At 64.0% G+C, this 19,692-nt stretch carries 17 protein-coding genes; 1 reads left to right on the top strand and 16 read right to left on the bottom strand.

The annotated features are described in order from the left end of the window. Positions 1 to 63 precede the first annotated feature (63 nt). The 6 genes from AC5WEY_RS10585 to AC5WEY_RS10560 form a co-directional block, all read right to left on the bottom strand. Positions 64 to 1,257 (bottom strand): glycerate kinase family protein, encoded by a 1,194-nt coding sequence (locus tag AC5WEY_RS10585; RefSeq protein ID WP_495645882.1) that lies wholly within the window; start codon positions 1,255 to 1,257, stop codon positions 64 to 66. Between the two features lie 30 nt (positions 1,258 to 1,287). Next, on the bottom strand, positions 1,288 to 2,787 hold the full coding sequence (locus AC5WEY_RS10580; RefSeq protein WP_495645881.1) for an SLC13 family permease: 1,500 nt from the start codon (positions 2,785 to 2,787) through the stop codon (positions 1,288 to 1,290). A gap of 73 nt (positions 2,788 to 2,860) precedes the next feature. After that, complete coding sequence (locus AC5WEY_RS10575) at positions 2,861 to 3,520, bottom strand: response regulator transcription factor (protein WP_057475691.1); 660 nt, start codon at positions 3,518 to 3,520, stop codon at positions 2,861 to 2,863. Positions 3,521 to 3,530: 10 nt separating this feature from the next. Then, positions 3,531 to 5,021 carry a sensor histidine kinase gene (locus AC5WEY_RS10570; protein WP_495645880.1) on the bottom strand — a complete coding sequence of 497 codons (1,491 nt, stop codon included), beginning with the start codon at positions 5,019 to 5,021 and terminating at the stop codon, positions 3,531 to 3,533. Continuing rightward, positions 5,018 to 5,446 carry a hypothetical protein gene (locus AC5WEY_RS10565; protein ID WP_495645879.1) on the bottom strand — a complete coding sequence of 143 codons (429 nt, stop codon included), beginning with the start codon at positions 5,444 to 5,446 and terminating at the stop codon, positions 5,018 to 5,020. The genes AC5WEY_RS10570 and AC5WEY_RS10565 overlap by 4 nt, the downstream gene beginning before the upstream one ends. A 103-nt stretch (positions 5,447 to 5,549) precedes the next feature. Continuing rightward, positions 5,550 to 7,004, bottom strand: a complete 1,455-nt coding sequence (locus AC5WEY_RS10560) for an amidohydrolase (RefSeq protein ID WP_495645878.1) — start codon at positions 7,002 to 7,004, stop codon at positions 5,550 to 5,552. 52 nt (positions 7,005 to 7,056) lie between these two features. Here AC5WEY_RS10560 and AC5WEY_RS10555 point away from each other — a divergent pair, with 52 nt between their 5' ends. Continuing rightward, entirely contained in the window at positions 7,057 to 7,491 is a 435-nt protein-coding gene (locus tag AC5WEY_RS10555; protein ID WP_495645877.1) for an acyl-CoA thioesterase, read from the top strand. Here AC5WEY_RS10555 and AC5WEY_RS10550 read toward each other — a convergent pair. The 10 genes from AC5WEY_RS10550 to AC5WEY_RS10505 all read right to left on the bottom strand — a co-directional run bounded on the left by AC5WEY_RS10550 (position 7,467) and on the right by AC5WEY_RS10505 (position 19,663). Then, the gene (locus AC5WEY_RS10550) at positions 7,467 to 9,413 is read right to left on the bottom strand and encodes an acetoacetate--CoA ligase (protein WP_495645876.1); all 1,947 of its coding nucleotides are present in this window, start codon (positions 9,411 to 9,413) and stop codon (positions 7,467 to 7,469) included. The two genes, AC5WEY_RS10555 and AC5WEY_RS10550, sit on opposite strands and share 25 nt — an antisense overlap. Positions 9,414 to 9,444: 31 nt before the next feature. After that, the gene (locus AC5WEY_RS10545) at positions 9,445 to 11,061 is read right to left on the bottom strand and encodes an AMP-binding protein (RefSeq protein WP_495645875.1); all 1,617 of its coding nucleotides are present in this window, start codon (positions 11,059 to 11,061) and stop codon (positions 9,445 to 9,447) included. 54 nt (positions 11,062 to 11,115) lie between these two features. Further along, positions 11,116 to 11,940, bottom strand: a complete 825-nt coding sequence (gene eutC, locus AC5WEY_RS10540; protein ID WP_495645874.1) for an ethanolamine ammonia-lyase subunit EutC — start codon at positions 11,938 to 11,940, stop codon at positions 11,116 to 11,118. Next, entirely contained in the window at positions 11,937 to 13,349 is a 1,413-nt protein-coding gene (locus tag AC5WEY_RS10535) for an ethanolamine ammonia-lyase subunit EutB (RefSeq protein WP_495645873.1), read from the bottom strand. The genes eutC and AC5WEY_RS10535 overlap by 4 nt, the downstream gene beginning before the upstream one ends. Then, a complete protein-coding gene (gene eat, locus AC5WEY_RS10530; RefSeq protein ID WP_057475699.1) occupies positions 13,346 to 14,800 on the bottom strand; it encodes an ethanolamine permease in 1,455 nt (484 codons plus the stop codon). The genes AC5WEY_RS10535 and eat overlap by 4 nt, the downstream gene beginning before the upstream one ends. A 119-nt stretch (positions 14,801 to 14,919) precedes the next feature. Continuing rightward, positions 14,920 to 15,903, bottom strand: coding sequence for a cation diffusion facilitator family transporter (locus AC5WEY_RS10525; protein ID WP_495645872.1), 984 nt, complete (start codon positions 15,901 to 15,903; stop codon positions 14,920 to 14,922). A gap of 33 nt (positions 15,904 to 15,936) precedes the next feature. Continuing rightward, complete coding sequence (locus tag AC5WEY_RS10520; RefSeq protein ID WP_495645871.1) at positions 15,937 to 16,476, bottom strand: DUF779 domain-containing protein; 540 nt, start codon at positions 16,474 to 16,476, stop codon at positions 15,937 to 15,939. After that, entirely contained in the window at positions 16,476 to 17,999 is a 1,524-nt protein-coding gene (gene exaC / locus AC5WEY_RS10515) for an acetaldehyde dehydrogenase ExaC (protein ID WP_057475701.1), read from the bottom strand. Before exaC ends, AC5WEY_RS10520 begins: the two co-directional genes overlap by 1 nt. 122 nt (positions 18,000 to 18,121) lie before the next feature. Next, complete coding sequence (locus AC5WEY_RS10510) at positions 18,122 to 19,417, bottom strand: sigma-54-dependent transcriptional regulator family protein (RefSeq protein WP_495645870.1); 1,296 nt, start codon at positions 19,415 to 19,417, stop codon at positions 18,122 to 18,124. 108 nt (positions 19,418 to 19,525) lie between these two features. Next, positions 19,526 to 19,663: a hypothetical protein gene (locus AC5WEY_RS10505; RefSeq protein ID WP_495645869.1), complete on the bottom strand. Its 138-nt coding sequence runs from the start codon at positions 19,661 to 19,663 to the stop codon at positions 19,526 to 19,528. Positions 19,664 to 19,692: the final 29 nt, after the last annotated feature.

Here is a 19,692-nt window from a genome sequence, read left to right as displayed (position 1 = left end):
CTACGCGGCCGGGCCGACAGGATCTGCGATCTCGCGTACTTCGGCAGGTCTGCACGACCCGACTCAGCGGCCCAGGGTCGCTCCGATCAAAATCAATCTCATCGCCCGCTCCGTGGCATCGGTCAGAAACTCGGCACCTCGTTCGAGCGCTTCGACCAATTCGACCGGCGAGGGCAGAATGCCGGCAAAGGCGTCGATACCCGAGTCGTAGTTGGCCCGGGCGTCGAGACCGATGGTGCCCGCGAGCGCGACCACAGGTTTGCCGTGGAGCTTTGCTCGGCGGGCGACCTCCGTGGGGATCTTTCCCTTCGGCGTCTGCTTGTCGATCGACCCCTCGGCGGTCAACACCAGATCTGCCGTCGATATGAGGCTGTCGAGGTCGACATGATCGAGCATCACCTCGAAGCGCGGTAGGAGCTCCGCTCGCAGGACCGCCGCCACGCCGGCACCCATCCCGCCCGACGCCCCCGTCCCGGGCCCGGTGCGCAGGTTCAGGCCTTCAGGCCGTGTCGAGACATCACGCTCCAACACCTCGGCCCAGCGGTCCATTGCTGCCGACAGCACCTCCACTTGCTCTGGTGTAGCTCCCTTTTGCGGCGCGAAGATTCGGGCCACTCCCCCGGGTCCACACAGGATGTTGTGCGGATTGCACGCAACCCTGATCTCCACACCGCTTCCCGGAGCCAGACGTGGATCGAGGCCGGACACATCGATGTGATCGAGACGGACCAACTGGCCTCCGCCATCGCCCAACTCGAGGCCGTCCGCATCGAGCAGTCTCACACCGAGCGCCTGGAGCAGTCCCGCGCCGCCGTCCGAAGTACCGGAATCGCCGCATCCCAACAGTATTCGCTCGGCACCGTAGTCGAGGGCAGCGCGGATGAGCTCACCGACTCCCCGACTCGTGGTGACCGTCGGGTCTCGCATGTCTCGCGGAACCAGCGACAGGCCGGCAGCCGCCGCCATTTCCACGACCGCGGTGACCGGCCCGTCGGTTCCCAGTAAAGCGAAATGGGAAGCGACCGGCGCGCCTACCGGTCCGGTCACGACGGCATCGATCACCTTCCCCAGCGTGGCACCGGCAAGTGCACGGGCGGACCCTTCACCCCCGTCCACCAGGGGAACCGAGCTGACGATGGCGCCGGGCACCACCCGGCGAATACCCGCAGCGATGGCCGATGCGACCTCGTCGGCACCGAGAGATTCCTTGAACCCGGACGGGGCGACGACGAAGCGGAGAGGAGTAGAAGAGGGCATGGTGATCGGTTCCTTGTCGAGTGTGGGAGATCAGGAGATGGGGGTGCCGAGCAGAGGCCACACGGCCACGGCGAAGAACAGCACTGTCACCGCGGTCAACGGCGCGAGAAATGCGGACAGCCGCAGTAGGTCCTTCGGTGAATATGTCGGCACACCTTGAATTTTGGCGAATATTGCCACCGGCTTCGCCGAGGACGGCATGGTATGACAGAAGCCCGCTGCAGCCGTAGAGGCGAAGGCCGCGGCCACTGGATCGACGCCGAGCGCCAAAGCTGTGGTCACGACGAGCGGAACGAGGACGGACGAACGCGCCGAGCGAGATTGAATGAGCAGATGGGACGCCACGGACACCACGATCACCACCGCAATGAACACCCAGGCCGGTGCCGATCCGATCGGTACCACCGCGAACAACCCGTCCGAGAGCCACCCTGCCGCGCCGGACGTCGTCAGCGCGGTCCCGAGGGCCAGTGTCGCCGCCATGAACAGCAGCAGCGACCACGGCACGGTCGAGAGAGCCTTTCCGAAGTCGGTGGTACCGAAACGCGGAGAGGTGGAGATCAACGCACCGAGCAGGGCGGTGATGGCCGGGTGCACGCCGTGCAGCGGTTCCGAGCACCACAGTACGATGACCACGGCCAGCAGCGTCGCGGCCCGATTCTCCGCGATGGTCAGCGGTCCGGTCACCGGCGTCGGAAGCCGCGACGCCATGTCGGATACGTTCACCGTCAGTGGGATTCGGCGATCCTCACGATCGGTGAACAGCACGAGCACGAGTTCCGCTGCGCAATGGCTGCTGACCACGGCCAGCGGTACACCGAGCAGCAACCACGCGGTGAAGCTGATACCGGTGCCCGTCGCACTCTCCAGTACCTGGCTGGTGATCAGGTGCGCGCCTGCACCGATGAGGGTCGCCACAGCGGACAGCAAAATTACGGTAGGAAACAGAATTGCCAACGCCCGCACCACTCGCCTGCGCTCGGTAAGCGCCTGCGCCAACGCCAAGAACACCGGCAGCGCAAGAGCAGCACGGCCCGAGGTCGCCGGAATTGCGAATGCTGTCACGATGAGTGCGGCCGTCACCAGATGAGCGAGCTGACGCACAGTCCCCGCACCGCTGACGATGAACACTGCTGCGCGCGTTGCCAAACCGGACTCACGAACTCCAGCGGCGATGATGAATGCCGCGATGAGAAGCCAGATGGTCTCCTCGCCGAGGGTATCGAACAGTGCGTCCGTACTCACCACACCGGTCAGCACCAGAGCCAGCGCGGCGCCGAGAGCGACGTAGGTGTCGTCGATCTTGGTGAACACCCAGAGTGCAACAGCTGCAGTGAACACGACGAGCGTCGTCCGTCCCGCGCTGGGCAACCCTTCTGCCGCTCCGGAGAGCACAGCCAGAAGCGCAAGCAGCGCAACCGAACTCATGATGATTTGAATCACCCGACGAGTCATCAGATCGCGAAAGCGCCACGCCAGCATCGGCTGTGGAAGAGGAGGTGGCTGCGTTCTGAAGCTGACCGTGTTCATAACGACCAGTCTCGGACCGACCGATGAAACGGCGATGAACAGTCCATGAGCGTTCTTTCATGAGCTGCTCGGCTCAGGCCAGTCGATACCCCATCCCGCGCACCGTCTCGATTCGGTCGGAACCGATCTTCTTGCGCAACATACGAACGTACACATCGACGACATTGGAACCGGGGTCGAAATCGTACCCCCATACGTGACTGAGGATCTGCTCACGCGCGAGCACCTGCCGTGGGTGACGGAGAAACATCTCGAGCAGAACGAACTCGCGCGCGGTCAGCGACACCACCACACCGTTCACCACGGCACGCCTGGTGAGCAGATCCACAGCCAGAGAGCCGGATTCCAGAACGGAGACCGAGGGCTCTCGGTCACCGCCGCGCAGACGCAATCGAATACGTGCAAGGAGCTCCTCGAACCGGAACGGCTTGGTCATGTAGTCGTCCGCTCCGCCTTCGAGTCCGGTCACGGTGTCGTGCACCGAGTCACGGGCAGTCAGGATGATCACGGGAACACCGACACCGGCACCGCGCAGTGCTGCGATCACCTCGAACCCGTCTTTGCCGGGCAGGCCCAGATCAAGCACGACGAGGTCGAAATCTCCGGTCGTCGCATAGTCGATCGCGGTGATACCGTCGGCAACAGTGGTCGTGGTGAAACCGTTGGCCCGCAATCCCTTCTCGATGAAGGACGAGATGCGCTCGTTGTCCTCGGCGATCAATATTCGGCTCATCGTTCGTCTCTCATCGGGCCGGCAGGTCCAGTCCGAATGTCGCACCCGCGCCGGGTCGACTGTCGAGCGTCGCGGCACCGCGATGCCCATCGGCGATTGCTCGCACGATGCTCAGTCCCAGACCTGCACCCCCACTGTCCGATCGGCTCGAGCCATTACTTCCGCGGGCAAACCGTTCGAAGATGGCTGTCGCATCCTCGCTGGACACACCGGGACCGGTGTCGTTCACCCACAATCGAACTCGGTCTTCGACGAGCTCCGAGCCCACGGTGATCCTGTCGCCGGGCCTGGTGTGCGATACCGCATTCTGCGCCAGCTGAAGCACTGCCTGCGTGACTCGCTGCGGATCGACCCGCACCGAGCCCCTGCCCACGTGCCCCAGTATCCAGTCGCGGTCGGCGAGCGCCCGCACCTTCGCGTCGATGTCGCGCGTGAGGATCTCGAGGTCCACAGGTTGTCTGTGAACGAAATCCGGCCGCTCGGCTTTGGCAAGAATCAACAAGTCCTCCACGATCCGGTTCATTCGGTCCAGTTCGTCGGTAACGAGCCGAACCGTTTCTTCACGCTCGCGTGGATCATCACCCATCAGTTCGAGATGTCCACGAACGATCGTGATCGGCGTCCGTAGCTCATGGCTCGCGTCGTCCACGAATTGTCGTTGCGCGGCAAACGCGGACTCCAGCCGATCGAGCATGTCGTTGAACGTGTCGGCGAGTTCGGCGACATCGTCGCGGCCCTCCACCTCGATCCGCCTGGACAGATCGTCCGTGGTGATCTGGGCTGCGGTCCGGCGAACGAGGCGTACGGGCGCAAGAATCTGCCCGGCCACCACCCAAGCGATACCGCCGGTGAACACCAGTGCCATCAGTGATACCCCGACAACCACGCGAACGGTGTTGGATACGTCTGCGCGCTCGCGGTCGACGAGGATTCCGATCGCGAACGTCCCGGCCTGGCCCCCGCCCGAAGGTTCTGCCACCTGCTTGGCCCAGGCGACTTCTCCTTCAGAAGTCTGTGTGAAGCCCACGCTGTCGGGTGAGTCGACAATGGCAGATACGACGGCCGTATCGCTGACCAGATCGCCCGGACCGCTGCGTTCCTGACGCAGGAGTCGGTCGGTGTAGCCGAACAGGATCTCGTCATCGTCCGGGTATTGACGCTGCAGGTGCAACTGGAGCAGATCGGCGACGTTGGTGAACGGCAACCCATCGTCCGGGTCGCGGCCGGTCGCAGCGAACTCACTGAACTCGCCGATCTCCTGCTCGAGCGCTACTGCAGTATCTCGCTCGACGTCGGCGAGAAGAATTGTTCGCACTGCAACGCCCACGGCCAGCATGGCCAGTGCCATCACGAACAACAGCCAGCCCAGGATCCGCACTCGCGCAGGAATACGCGTTCCTACCCGGGGGCGACGAAGCGCAGGCTCGGGCTCCGGCACCTTCGGCGCGAGCACCTCGGTGCGGGCGTCACTGCCGTCGATCATTTTTTCGGTCGAGTTCACCCGTCGTCATCTTCCGCATCGTCGTCGCCGCCCATATCGTCCTGGTTGCCGACGTCGTCATCATCATCCCTGTCCGGCAGAACTTCCACGGGCGGCGGGGCCGGCACGACGATGGACTGCGGTACAGCCGGAGGGTCCGCTGCAGCAGGGGCCGTCCCTCCTGCAGAACCCGTGTCGACAGAAGGGCCCGCGGTGGCCGGTGGGGCCGTGGTATTCGGTGGGGCCGTGGTATTCGGTGGGGCTCCGGTAGTCGGCGAGGCTGCGGTAGTCGACGGTGCAGCGCTCGACGCCGCGACCCCGACTGTGACTCGCGGCTCGAAGCTCGGCGGCTGTGGGGTGTCGGCGAGCACGGTACTCGCGAGCGCTACGCCGACCGGCACGATCACCACGGCCGCCAGGACTGCGATCTTGGGTGCGAACTTCACATCACCACATTCGCTTCGATGTGTGAGACGACGATGAAGGCAACATGAGTAGATTTTCATGTTCGCCCCGAGGCCGACCTCTCGAGCCGCCGGATCCTGGTAACTAGACCGCTGCGTGGGTCAGCGCGCCTGCACAGATCGTGGCCCTGATCTCCGTATCCACGAGATCGCGAACCGTCCGGTGCTCAGGATGCTCGACGAGTACGACGATGTCTGCCGCGTCCCCCACTCCGAGGGCCCCACGACCACCGCAGGCGGCCTGCAGCGCGACGTCCAGGGGCACAGCCTCCTCGGGAAACCACGCCGGTCGGTCGTCGTCGGTTCGAAATACCGCCGCAGCGACCCCGGCCAACGGCTCGGGCGGACTGACCGGGGCGTCGGAGCCGAAGAGCAGCCTCGCACCGCTGCGATGGAGCGTTCCGTAGCCGTACGCCACCGAGCGCCGGCCGGACCACAGATTCTCCGCGATCTCGCGATCGGACATGGCGTGCTGCGGCTGCACCGAGGCCGCGACACCCAGTTCGGCGAAACGTCCGATGTCCTCTGGAAGGATCTGCTGCGCATGCTCGATTCGTCCCCCGCAGCCGGCCCGCTCGAACGCGTCGAGTGCGATGCTGTTGGCGCGGTCGCCGATTGCATGGATCGCCGGCACGATGCCATTGCGCGACGCCCGCGACACGAGCTCGAAGAGACTGTCCTGGGTCTCGAGCAACAGACCGTAGGCGTCGTCGCCGTCGACGCCCGGGTAACGGTCGTGGCAGCAGGCCGTTCTGGTGTTGAGTGAACCGTCGAGCATCACCTTGAGTGGTCCGCGCCTGATCAGATCCGAGAGCGCCGAGACGTCGCCTGTCCGCTCGCCGCGCTCGATTGCTTCGTCGAGCCACTGCGGCCACACCGTCGTATCGACGCGTACCGCGGGAGAACCGGCCGACAGACGTCGATCCCAGACCGTCCTGTTGTCCGCGAACTCGAAATCGACAACACCGGTGACTCCGCGGACCGCCAGCGCTGCCGTGGCGTCGAGCACGGCCCGATCGAGTTCCGCCGGATCTTCCTGTTCCTCGAGTGCCATGACCGCTTCGAGACCGTCGACATCGCGCAGCACTCCGGTGGGGTGATCGATTCCCAGATCTGCGAGTAACGCCGGGCTCAGCCACAGCGTGTGCAGGTCCATGCTCGTCATGGCGACGCGGGCACCGGGCAGTGCACTCTCAAGCAGGTCCTTGTGCGGTTCCTCGGGCCACTGCGCGTCACGAAAGCCATTGGCGCGCACCACAGAATCGCCTGCTGTTCGCGCATAGGGATACACCAGTGCGACGGCATCGGCCGCCGACATGGCCGGCCCGACGTCGATACGCCGACGCGCCGCCGCCCATTGAGTCAGGTGTACGTGGCTGTCCACGAACCCGGGCAGGGCAACGCCACCTCCCCCGTCGAGCACCTCGACACCGGTACTGCGCTGACTGCCTGCCGGGACGATCGACGCGATGACCGAGCCGACGAGTTCGATGTCGAAGAGCACGCCGGAACCATCCAGTGCGACGTTGGCGATAATCACCCCTGGGACTCTAGAGCGTCGCCATCGTCGGCGCGCATGCCATCCTCTAGCAATGAAAACAGAGCCGACCGATCCCGTCGGGTATCACGCGACCGTTACAGTGCGCTGGTCGGACATGGACGCATTTGCGCACATCAATCACGCCCGCATGGTCACCTTGCTCGAAGAGGCGCGTATCGAATGGCTGCTCAGTGAGGGCGAGGCGAACGAGAGCTTGATCAAGAGTGCGTTGATCGCGAATGTGACCATCGCATACAAGAAACCGCTCCGGCACTCGGACGGTCCGCTCGACGTCACACTCTGGTTCGAGAAGGTGCGCGCCGTCGACTTCACCATCGGGTACGAGGTGCGGGCAGCCGGCGCGGCACCGGATTCGCCACCGGCGGTGGTGGCGACCACCCGGATGGCGATGGTCGACGTCGGTGCCGAAACCTTGCGCCGCATCGCGCCGGAAGAGAAGGCCTATCTCGCCCGCTGGACTCGCTGATACTCGGCCGCCCGGTCGACGAACCACGCCAGGGCAGCCGGATCGTCGACCGCGCTGGATTCGAGAGTGCTTGTTGCCGTAGCTCCTTGGAAGAGTCGCTTGAGTGGCACCTCGAGCTTCTTCCCGGTACGCGTATGCGGGATTGCCTGCACCGCGATGACGTCGTCGGGAACGTGTCGCGGCGACGCCTGCGTTCTGATGACCGATTCGATGCGGCCGCGAAGTTCATCGGTGAGACCGTCCGGAACGACCACGAACAAGGGCATCCAGTAACCACCGTCCGTCAGCTCTATGCCGAGAACGAGCGCCTCGGTGATCTCATCCAGTGACTCCACGGCCTGGTAGATGTCGGCGCTTCCCATTCGGATGCCGTTGCGGTTCAGGGTCGAATCGGACCGACCGTGCACGAGAACACTGCCATGATCGGTGATGGTGATCCAATCGCCGTGACGCCAGATCCCTGGGTAGGTATCGAAATAGGCATCGCGATAGCGAGTTCCGTCGGCGTCGTTCCAGAAGTACAGCGGCATCGACGGCATGGGCTCGGTGACGACCAATTCGCCCACCGTCCCGCGCACCGAGTTGCCGGCCTCGTCGAAGGCGTCGAGCGCAACACCCAGGAACGGCACGGACAGCTCTCCGGCCCATACCGGGGCGGTTCGCACTCCCCCGGCAAACGCCGATACGACGTCGGTACCACCCGAGATGGAGAAGACCGGTATCCGCGCACCGATGCTCTCCGACAACCAGATCGACGAGGATGCCGGCATCGCGGACCCGGTGATCCCGACCGCTCGCAGAGCCGACAGGTCGTGATCGGTGCCGGGATGGGTGTCGGTCTTGATGCACGAGAGCACGTAGCCGGGGCTGGTACCGAGGTACGTCACGCCCAGCCTTGCTGCGATGTCCCACAGCGCATCCGGCGTGGGGAACGACGGATTTCCGTCGGCGCACACGATGGTGGCACCGGTCAGCAGGCCGGCGATCTGGAAGTTCCACATCATCCAGCTCGGGCTGGTGTACCAGAAGAAGACATCTTCGGATCCCAGATTTGATTGCAGGGCAACAGATTTGAGGTGCTCGAGCACCACACCGCCGTGACCGTGCACGATGCCCTTGGGGAGACCTGTGGTGCCGGACGAGAACACTACCCACAGTGGGTGATCGAACGGGACGGCCACCGGCACGAGTTTGCGACTCACGGCGGTGGCGTCGGACCAACTCTGCGCCGTTCCCGACGGTGTGCCGATCACCACCACCGCCCGCAGCGTCGGAAGGCCTTCGACGAGAACATCCACATCGGCGGCCTTGTCTCGGAACTTCCCTCCGTAGGTGTACCCGGCCGCGGTGATCAGTGCCGTGGGTTCGAGTTGTCCCAGACGATCGAGAGCCGCCGAGGCCGAATAGTCCTGCCCACAGGCGGCCCACACCGCGCCCAGACTCGCGGTCGCCAGAAAGGCGATCACTGCTTCCGGCACGTTCGGGAGATAGCCGACGACACGATCGCCGCGCCGAACCCCCTTGTCTGCGAGTGTCCCCGCGAGCGCGCCCGCCTGCTCGATCATCTCGGCCCAGTTCACGGTCCGCGTCGAACCATCCTCACGAGCATGGACGATGGCCTCGCGATCGGGTCGAGCGTGCCTGATCACCTGGTCCACGTAGTTCAACTCGGTTCCCGGAAACCACTGCGCACCCGGCATTCCGCGTTCCCCGATCACGACGGTCGGCTCGTCGGCCGAGGGGATCTCGAAGAAGTCCCAGACTGCTCGCCAGAACAGCTCGAGCTCGTTCGTCGACCATCGCCACAGCGCCGAGTAGTCCGGTAGGAGCACATCGTGGCGTTGCTCGACGAACCGCGCGAACTCGGTCACCCGCGCCTCGGCGAGATCGGATTCCGTCGGCGTCCACAGCGCACTGTCCATGTACGTGAGTATGTCAGCCGAGCGATCGCCGTCAGATCAATCCGAGCGACCGCTCACGCATTTCCACCTTGCGTACCTTGCCGGTGACCGTCATCGGGAACTCGTCGACGACGTGCACGTACCGCGGAATCTTGTAGTGCGCGAGCCGGCCATCGCAGAACGCCCGCACCGAGTCCGAATCGAGCGGCGGGGCATCGTCTCTCATCCTGATCCACACCATGAGCTCCTCGCCGTACTTCTGGTCGGGAACACCGATCACCTGGGCGTCGAGAATGTCGGGATGGGTGTAGAGAAACTCCTCGACTTCGCGGGGATAGATGTTCTCACCGCCGCGAATCACCATGTCCTTGATCCGTCCGGTGATGGCCACGTAGCCGTCCTCGTCCATCACCCCGATGTCGCCGGTGTGCATCCACCCCTCGGTGTCGATGGCTTCGGCGGTCTTCTCCGGCTGCTCCCAGTAGCCCAGCATCACCGAGTAGCCGCGCGTGCACAGTTCGCCCGCCTGACCACGTGGCAAGGTGCTGCCGTCCATCGGGTCCACGATCTTCACTTCGAGATGCGGACCCACCCGACCCACGGTGGACACTCGCTGTTCGATGGAGTCGTCGCTTCGAGTCTGCAGCGACACCGGGGACGTCTCGGTCATGCCATAGCAGATCGACACCTCCGTCATCCCCATGCGCTCGATCACCTGCTTCATCACCTCGGTGGGGCACGGTGATCCGGCCATGATTCCGGTCCGCAGACTGCTCAGATCGAAGGCGTCGAAGTTCTCCAATGCCAGCTCGGCGATGAACATCGTCGGGACGCCGTAGAGCGACGTGCATTTCTCCGATTCCACGGCGGTCAGTGTCGCGACCGGATCGAAGGAGGGTCCTGGAATGACCATCGCCGAGCCGTGCGAGGTAGACGCCAGATTGCCCATCACCATGCCGAAGCAGTGATAGAACGGCACCGGGATACACACCCGGTCCTCGGCGGTGTAGTGGCAGAGCTCGCCGACGAAGAATCCGTTGTTGAGGATGTTCCGGTGACTCAGCGTCGCACCCTTCGGGAAACCCGTTGTCCCCGAAGTGTATTGAATGTTGATCGCGTCATCGGCCCGAAGCTGCTCGGACACGTCGGAGATCATCCTGGGAGTCTTCGCCAAGGCACGGTGCCCACGATCGGTCATAGCTTCCCACTGGATGCTCCCGATGAACAGAACCTCTCGCAGCGACGGCACCTCGGGTCGCGCGTTCTCGATCATCGCGGCGTAGTCCGAGCCCTTGAACTCGCTGGCCGACAACAACACCGAGACAGCGGCCTGTTTCAGGACGAATTGCAGCTCGTGTGACCGATACGCCGGGTTGATGTTGACCAGCACCGCCCCGATCTTCGCTGTCGCATACTGCGCCAGAACCCATTCGGGACAGTTGGGTGCCCATATTCCCACTCGATCACCGACCGCGACACCGGCCACCAGTAGTCCAGCCGCCAACAGATCGACGTCGGCGACGAACTCCGAGTAGGTCCAACGTCGTCCGGAGGGTACGTCGATCAACGCGTCACGCTCGGAGAACGTCGCCGCGGTTCGATCCAGATTCGCGCCGATGGTCTCGTCGAGAACCGCAATGTCCGACGCACCGGAAGAATAACTGTCCATGCACCCCACGGTAGTGACCGCCGTCACGCGCAGCCACCCCCGAATAGGGGGATGTCATTCCAGCGTGAGTGCCTCCGTCGCCTCGAGCACATCCGCTCGAGAGGTGTCCTTGAGCGCCACTCCGGACCGTCCGAGCTTCCTTGCCCCAGCCAGAAGGCCCGCTGCTATTCGCGCAGACTGCGCGTAGCCCTGCCCCTCGGGCGGATGAATATTGGAGATGCAGTTGCGGTCGGCGTCGGTGCAGCCAGGCTTCGGCAGATGCGTCAGGTAGATGCCGAGACTGTCCGCAACCGACAGGCCCGGACGCTCCCCGATCAGAACCAGTACCGTCCGCACACCCATCGCCGCGGCGATGTGATCACCCAGCGCCACCCGCGCCTCGGTCGCAATGACTGGAGGCGCAATCGAATATCGATCGGCCAGTTCGGCTTTCAATGCCTCGAGCATCGGCACTCCGTGATCGGCCAGCGCGCGTGGGGACAACCCGTCGCTCAACACGATTCCGATTTCGTCCTCGGAGTTCACCACCGCCGACAGATCCTCCGGTTGCCGACCGAGGTCGGGTCGTCGTAGGTACTCCGCACGACTGGTCGCCAACGACGTCACCACGGCCGGCGCACCGAGACCGACCTGCTCCACCCGGCTCACGAATTCTTCGACGTCGAGCGGCATGTGCACCGCATCCCTGGCGGCAGCGTGCGCCGAGCGAAACTCCAGTACCCGGGTGGTCGGCAACGAATCACCGATACGCCCGAGCCCGATTCGGGCCTGCGTCATCGCCCGCAGCTCACCCCAGAATTCGTGGTCGTCGGGTCGTTCCGCAGGCTCCACTCCTGAATCCGATCGTTCCGCAGGCACTACTCCTGATGTATCTGTCATCGCGCACTCATCAAGGCCCGCAGCGGCGATCCCGCAGCATCGATGTCCAGAACTCGACCGTCGGCGTCCACCATGCCCAAACGCGAGAGCCACGACTCGAACTCCGGTGCAGGCCGCAGGCCGAGAACCTGTCGGACGTAGAGCACATCGTGAAAGCTCAGCGACTGGTACCCGAGCATGACGTCGTCGGCTCCCGGCACCGCGATGACGAAGGCAACCCCGGCCGCACCCAGCAAAGTGAGCAACGTGTCCATGTCGTCCTGATCGGCCTCGGCATGGTTGGTGTAGCAGACGTCGACGCCCATGGGCAGCCCCAACAACTTGCCGCAGAAATGATCCTCGAGCCCCGCCCTGATGATCTGCTTGCCGTCGTACAGGTACTCGGGCCCGATGAATCCCACAACGGTGTTGATCAGCAGCGGCTCGAGATCGCGGGCCACTGCGTACGCCCTCGTCTCCAAGGTCTGTTGGTCGACCGGTCGGTCACCGGTGCCGATGTGCGCGCCCGCAGACAACGCAGAGCCCTGGCCCGTTTCGAGATACATGACGTTGTTCCCGACGGTTCCGCGGTGCAGCGATCGACCGGCCTCGTTGGCCTGCCGAAGCAGCGGAATGTTCACGCCGAAGCTCGAATTGGCTCCCTCGGTGCCTGCAATGGACTGGAACACCAGATCGACGGGAACTCCCTTGTCGATCAGCTCCATCGTCGTCGTCACGTGCGAAAGCACGCACGATTGCGTGGGAATCTCGAAGCGCTGCCGAATCTCGTCGAGCAGATGCAGCAGGTCGGCTGTGGCCTGAGGTGAGTCGGTCGCGGGATTGATCCCGATGACCGCATCTCCCGATCCGAGCAGCAAGCCGTCGAGCGTGGCCGCCGCGATTCCACGCGGATCGTCCGTCGGGTGATTGGGTTGCAAACGCGTGGTGAGGGTTCCGGGTAGACCTATCGTCGTCCGGAACGCCGACGTCACCTGCGCCGCCCGAGACACTGCGATCAGATCCTGATTTCGCATGATCTTGCTGACGGCAGCGACCATCTCGGGCGTCAATCCGGCCGCGACCGAACGCAGTGTCGATGCCGCGTCCGGCCCAGCGGTCACCTGCAGCAGCCAGTCCCGCAGACCTCCCACGGTCAGGTGCGAAACGGCCCCGAACGCGATGCGATCGTGCGAGTCGATGATGAGCCGGGTGACCTCGTCGCTCTCGTACGGAACGAGCAGATCGTGCAGGAACACATCGAGTGAAACCTCCGACAGAGCCCACTGCGCCGCGGCGCGCTCGGCATCCGATTCGGCTGCGCACCCGGCCAGTTCGTCGCCCGACCGCAGCGGGGTCGCCTTGGCCATCAGGTCCACCAGACCGTCGAACGTGTAGGTGGTGCCCGAGACCTGTTGGGTGTAGATCGTCATTCCAGTTCGGCCTCGGCCTCGGCCAGTGCGGCGAATTCCTCGTCCGGCGAATTCGCGACGAGGTGATGCCTGCTGTAGATGCCGAAGTACGCCATGAACGCCACGAACACGGCCAGACACCACAGTGCCGCAGTGGAATCGACGACGAAGGTGGCGACGACAGCGAGTGCCGCGATGATCAACGCGAATCCGGTGGTGACGACGCCCCCCGGGGTTCGGTACGGCCGTTCCATATTCGGCTCGTTGCGCCGGAGCACGATGTGGCTGACCATCATGAGAACGTAGCTCAGAGCCGCGCCGAACACGGCCATGTTGAGCAACATTCCACCCTGCCCGGTCAGGGAGAGCAAGAATCCGATGACACCCGGCACGATCAGTGCGAGCGTCGGAGCCTTGCGAGAGTTGGTGATGGACAGCGTCTTCGGCAGGTAGCCTGCACGCGAGAGTGCAAAGAGCTGGCGCGAGTACGCGTACATGATCGAGAAGAACGACGCGACCAATCCGGCCAGGCCGATGTAGTTGACTATCTTGCTCGCCGTCCCGTCACCGAGGGCTTCGACCAACGGGTTTCCCGATTCCTTGACTGCGTCGGCTCCGCCCGCTCCGGTCACCAGGAACAGAACGACAGCACCGGTGACGAGCAGAACACCCATCGCGGCGATGATGCCGCGCGGGACGTTCTTGGTCGGATCCTTGGCCTCCTCCGCGGCCAGAGGCACACCCTCGATGGCGAGAAAGAACCAGATGGCGAACGGCACGGCCGCCCAGATGCCGAGGTAGCCGAACGGCAGGAATCCCGAGGCTCCGGCCGCGTCGGTGGGTGCGATATCGGTCAGGTTGCTCGCGTCGAACTGCCCGATGGCTGCGATGGCGAACACGACGAGTCCGACCAAGGCGATGCCGGTGATGACGAACATGATCTTCAGTGCCTCGCCGGCACCCGAGAGGTGGATCCCGATGAACACCGCGTACACCACCAGGTAGACCCACCACCCGTCGGTGATCCCGAACAGCCCGAGCGATTCGACGTACGCACCGATGAAGGTCGCGATCGCTGCCGGCGCAATGGCGTACTCGATGAGAATGGCTGTGCCGGTGGCGAATCCGCCCCACGGTCCCATGGCGCGGCGGGCGAAGGTGTAGCCGCCGCCTGCCGCGGGCAGAGCCGAGGACATCTCGGCCATGCCGAGGACCATGGCGAGGTACATACCCGCGATGATGATCGCTGCGATGAGCAGCCCACCGAAACCGCCCTCGGCGAGACCGAGGTTCCACCCCGAGTAGTCGCCGGAGATGACGTAGCTGACTCCCAGGCCGGCCAGCAGTACCCAGCCCGCTGTCCCCTTCTTCAGGGTGCGTTTGGCCAGGTAGTCACCGCCCTCGACATGAGCCTGAGTACTGTCGTGGGAACTGGCCTTCGGATGAGGCGACTGTGGATCTTTCACGGACATTGCAAGCCTCTCGTACCAGGTCACTCGCGAGGGGACGCTCCATCGGGTGCGGGGCGCGCGAACCGGTTCACAGTAGGTCGATGATGTGATCGGGGTATCATCGATGAATGACGGGCGAATTACGGCTGCTGTGCAACCGCATTGACGTCACCGATGTCTCCCTCGTCCGGTTCGGCGACTGTCAGTACTGCGTCCACTACGGCTCTGTTGGTTTCCAGCTCACGCTCCAGCCGCCGGAGCGTGTGCGCAATGCGTGATTCTGCGAAATCACCGACGAGATCGACACTCGCCACCACATAGATCTGTTTGGGACCGACGAACTCGATGCGCACGAATCGGACCGATGCCACCTCGGACAGTTGCTCGATGCGCTGCACCACCGCGTTCCATAATGCTCTCGAACCTGGTTCCCCGGTGAGGAATCGGCGGTTTCGATCGATCAGGACGAAGGCCACGATACCGAGCAACACGCCCACCAGAATCGACCCGATCGCGTCGAACGCCGCGGATCCGGTCAGTTGGTGCAAACCGATTCCTGCACCGGCGATCACGATGCCGATCAACGCGGCACTGTCCTCCGCGAACACCGCACGCAGAGTCGGGTCCGAGGTCTCGAGTGCGTAGTCGAGGAAGTCCTTGTCGTACTCGGCTGCTTCACCGCGAATCTGCCGAACCGACTGCAGGAACGAGATTCCCTCGAGCAGAAATGCAACCGCGAGGACCACATAGGCGACGAGGTAGTTCTCACTGCTCGATTCGCCGGCAAGCAGCGAGGTGATGCCGTGCCACACCGATACTGCGGCACCGGCGACGAAGAGCCCGATGGCCGCGAGAGTCGACCAGAAGTACGTCTCGCGTCCGTAGCCGAGCGGACGACGGTCGTCCGGCCCGCGTGAACCCCGACGATTGGCCACGAGCAGAAAGATCTCGTTCCCGGTGTCGGCCCACGAATGCGCAGCTTCGGCGACCATCGACGCCGATCCGGTGAAGACGGCCGCGAACGTCTTGGCGATCGCGACGCCGAGGTTGGCGACGAACGCAATCACCACTGTGCGCAGGCTCTCGCCGCCCTCGGCCGCGTCTGATTTCGATGAGCTTTTCATCGTTCGCACTGTATGCGCTGCGCGCAGCCGCACTCAGCCCTGGAGCATCCCGGGCACGGGACAGGCGTCGACGGCCTCGGCGACCACGAGCGGATCATCGGGAACCTCGGGTCGTCGACCTTCTTCCCAGTCGACGCCCACCAGTGGTGGATGCTCGGCAAGGATGTCGTTCTCTGCGGCGGTGTACGCCCGGCCTCGGCTGAGGAAGCGCACTCCCTCGGGCGATTCGAGCGAGAATCCACCGCCGCGGCCGGGAACCACGTCGAGCACGAGCTGCGTGTGCTTCCACGCCTGGAATTGTGATCCCGAGATCCACACCGGCACACCGTCGCTCCCGGTCGGCAGCTCCAGTGGGACCTCACCGACGCCGAGCCGAAGGTCGATGTACCCCAGCAGGACGTCGCGGTCACCCACGATGAATTCGCCTGCGGGATAACACATCGGCGACGAGCCGTCGCAGCATCCACCGGACTGATGCATCATCAGTTCCCCGTGGATACCGCCGAGGCGACGGAGCAGGTCCATCGCCTCGACGGTGGTCTTCAGCCGCGCAGGCGGCCGAGGGGCATTCATCAGAAGAATCCCTGTGCCTTCTGCGCGTAACTCACCAACAGGTTCTTGGTCTGCTGGTAGTGATCGAGCATCATCTTGTGGTTCTCGCGGCCGATACCGGACTGCTTGTAACCACCGAACGCGGCGTGCGCCGGGTACTGGTGATAGGTGTTGGTCCACACGCGACCGGCCTGAATGTCGCGGCCTGCGCGGTAGGCGATACCGCCGTCGCGAGACCAGACGCCTGCGCCGAGCCCGTACAGGGTGTCGTTGGCGATCTCGATGGCGTTGTCGTAATCGGTGAACGACGTGACCGACACGACCGGCCCGAAGATCTCTTCCTGGAAGATGCGCATGTTGTTCTTGCCGGTGAAGATGGTGGGCTGCATGTAGTAGCCGCCGTTGAGGTCGCCGCCGAGCTGTGCGCGCTCGCCGCCGGTCACGACCTGTGCGCCCTCACTTTTGCCGATCTCGATGTACGAGAGGATCTTCTCGAGCTGGTCGTTGGAAGCCTGGGCACCGATCATGGTCTCGGTGTCCAGCGGATCTCCCTGTCGCACAGCCTTGGTACGGATGGCAGCGAGGGCGAGGAACTCGTCGAAGATGTCCGCCTGGATCAACGATCGCGACGGGCAGGTGCAGACTTCACCCTGATTGAGGGCGAACATCGTGAAGCCCTCGAGGGCCTTGTCCTGGTAGTCGTCGTTGGCCTGCAGCACGTCGGAGAAGAAGACGTTGGGGCTCTTGCCGCCGAGCTCGAGAGTCACCGGAATCAGGTTCTGCGATGCGTACTGCATGATCAGGCGGCCGGTGGTGGTCTCGCCGGTGAACGCGATCTTGGAAATACGCGGGCTCGATGCCAGGGGCTTGCCTGCCTCGACGCCGAATCCGTTGACGATGTTCAGCACACCGGCGGGCAGCAGATCGCCGATGATCGAGATCAGGTGCAGGATCGATGCGGGAGTCTGCTCTGCGGGCTTGAGCACCACGGCATTACCGGCCGCGAGCGCCGGGGCGAGCTTCCAGACCGCCATGAGGATCGGGAAGTTCCACGGAATGATCTGCCCCACGACTCCGAGCGGCTCGTGGAAGTGGTAAGCCACTGTGTCGCTGTCGATTTCGGAGAGCGAGCCCTCCTGTGCGCGGATGCAGCCGGCAAAGTACCGGAAATGATCGATGGCCAGCGGGATATCGGCGTTGAGGGTTTCTCGGATCGGCTTGCCGTTGTCCCAGGACTCCGCCAGCGCGATGGACTCGAGATTCTCGGCGATGCGATCGGCGATCTTGTTCAGGATCACCGCGCGCTCCGCGGCAGACGTCTTGCCCCACGCGGGAGCTGCGGCGTGTGCCGCGTCGAGTGCGAGTTCGATGTCCTCGGACGTGGAGCGGGCGACCTCGCAGAAGTTCTCACCGGTGACGGGAGTCGGGTTCTCGAAGTACTGGCCCTTGACAGGCGGTACCCACTCGCCGCCGATCCAATTGTCGTAGCGCGACTGGAACGACATGACGGAATCGGCGGTACCTGGACGGGCGTAGACGGACATTGAAAATCCTCCTGATCGACACGTGCTTCACAGTTGATGCGGTGTGTGATTCAGGACACTAGGCCGTGCAACGTTGCAAGTACGTTGCCGATCTGGCAGACAAGCGGGGCGTGACGCGTTCGTCAGATTCCGAGTTCGCGATCGAGTAGATCGATTCGCGCGCTCACCTGACCGTAGAGCGCAGAATCCCTGCTCAGAGTGGCCCGGTAGGCCTCCCACGCGATGACGTCCGTGCGCCCGTGGATGGACGCGGTCCACTGCGCCAAGAGCACGGGATCGCCGAGCCGGAGCAACGCGGCCTGCATTCGAGACCGCAGTTCCTCGCGGATGCTCTCGATGCCGGGCGCGGACGACCCCGGGAGCACCGGGCCGGAATAGATACGCAGAGCGGCGTCGACGTCGCCGCGGTCGAGGGCGCGTCGGATGTCGCCGACGTCGGAGGTCAATTCGCCGACCAGACGGTAGGGCCGCGATGCCAGACCCGCAGTGCCGAAGGTCTTGCGCAGTCTCGACATCTCGGCGCGAATGGTGACGGAATCGAGTTCGTGCTCGTCGAGGAGCACCGCAAGATGGTCCGAGCTCAGCCCCTCCGGATGCTCCCCCAACAGCAGCAAGATCTCGGCGTGTCGCTGCGAGATCGGTACCCGGCCGGATCCTCGAACCACTCCCGGCCGGCCGGACCCCAGAACTTCGAGTCGAGGAGCCGTGTCCCCCAGCGATTTCGGCGAGTTCATCAGGTGCAGACGCAACTCGGATTCGGCCGCGGCGACAGTGGCACGTACGAGCGACAACACCTCTGGCACCGCCACTCGCGGGCCACCGGTGATATCGATGGCTCCCAAGATGTGACCGCTGGTGGGGTGGTGCACCGGTGCCGCCGAGCAGCTCCACTCGTGCACCGACCGAGAGAAATGCTCGGACGCGAAGATCTGCACACTGTGGTCGACCGCGAGCGCAGTACCGGGAGCATTGGTGCCCTTGCTCTCCTCACTCCAGTCGACACCCTCGGCGAAGTCCATCGCAAGCGCTCGATCCTTCGCCGCAGAATCACCCTCGACCCACAGCAGGCGTCCTTCCGCATCCGAAATTGCAACGAGCAATCCCGTATCCGATGCGTCCTCGACCAACAGCTTGCGAATGACAGGACGGATGATGGCCATCGGGTGACCGTTGCGGTAGCGCTCGAGATCCGGCCCGGTCAGGACCGGGGTTTCGTTGCCACCGTCGGGATCGACTCCTTTGATGCGACTGCGCATCCACGAATCGAGTACGACGGACCGGACGGTCGATCCCTGGGTACGGGTATCGTCGACGAAAGACTGATGGGCGCTGGACATTTGGCGCGCCAGCACAGCGACATCCTCACCCGGGCGCACTGCGACCCAGGGGTTGCCGCCACTGTCCGATCGGCTTGCCATTCGACGCTTCCTCCGTGACCTGTCCACATTGCTGTAACCCAGCTCACAAGCAAGGATACAGCCGCGGCCGACGCGAGCGGTTGGCCCGGTCACGTCGACCGCGAGTGCCTACTTCTTCTTGACGGCCGAGGTGATGATGTCGTTGCTGGTGTCACCACTCGACTTCGCTCTCTTGTCTGCGCGCTTGTCCTTGAGAGATTTGCCGGTCTTCTTGGTCATCGTGTTGCGGGGCGATTTCTCCGACATGGCAGTAACCCATCTATTGGGGAACCTGA

The sequence above is a fragment of the Rhodococcoides sp. S146-33 genome (assembly GCF_059489205.1).
The sequence above is the reverse complement of the archived record's forward strand: the minus strand, read 5'-3'. Positions and strand labels throughout refer to the sequence as shown.

Coding starts and splice junctions, on each gene's coding strand:
- eutC (WP_495645874.1), bottom strand. CDS start 11,940: ATGACAGATACATCAGGAGTAGTGCCTGCGGAACGATCGGATTCAGGA.
- eat (WP_057475699.1), bottom strand. CDS start 14,800: ATGTCCGTGAAAGATCCACAGTCGCCTCATCCGAAGGCCAGTTCCCAC.
- AC5WEY_RS10510 (WP_495645870.1), bottom strand. CDS start 19,417: ATGGCAAGCCGATCGGACAGTGGCGGCAACCCCTGGGTCGCAGTGCGC.
- AC5WEY_RS10505 (WP_495645869.1), bottom strand. CDS start 19,663: ATGTCGGAGAAATCGCCCCGCAACACGATGACCAAGAAGACCGGCAAA.
- AC5WEY_RS10535 (WP_495645873.1), bottom strand. CDS start 13,349: ATGACGATCTACACCCAACAGGTCTCGGGCACCACCTACACGTTCGAC.
- AC5WEY_RS10580 (WP_495645881.1), bottom strand. CDS start 2,787: ATGAACACGGTCAGCTTCAGAACGCAGCCACCTCCTCTTCCACAGCCG.
- AC5WEY_RS10555 (WP_495645877.1), top strand. CDS start 7,057: ATGAAAACAGAGCCGACCGATCCCGTCGGGTATCACGCGACCGTTACA.
- AC5WEY_RS10520 (WP_495645871.1), bottom strand. CDS start 16,476: ATGAATGCCCCTCGGCCGCCTGCGCGGCTGAAGACCACCGTCGAGGCG.
- AC5WEY_RS10525 (WP_495645872.1), bottom strand. CDS start 15,903: ATGAAAAGCTCATCGAAATCAGACGCGGCCGAGGGCGGCGAGAGCCTG.
- exaC (WP_057475701.1), bottom strand. CDS start 17,999: ATGTCCGTCTACGCCCGTCCAGGTACCGCCGATTCCGTCATGTCGTTC.
- AC5WEY_RS10550 (WP_495645876.1), bottom strand. CDS start 9,413: ATGGACAGTGCGCTGTGGACGCCGACGGAATCCGATCTCGCCGAGGCG.
- AC5WEY_RS10585 (WP_495645882.1), bottom strand. CDS start 1,257: ATGCCCTCTTCTACTCCTCTCCGCTTCGTCGTCGCCCCGTCCGGGTTC.
- AC5WEY_RS10575 (WP_057475691.1), bottom strand. CDS start 3,520: ATGAGCCGAATATTGATCGCCGAGGACAACGAGCGCATCTCGTCCTTC.
- AC5WEY_RS10545 (WP_495645875.1), bottom strand. CDS start 11,061: ATGGACAGTTATTCTTCCGGTGCGTCGGACATTGCGGTTCTCGACGAG.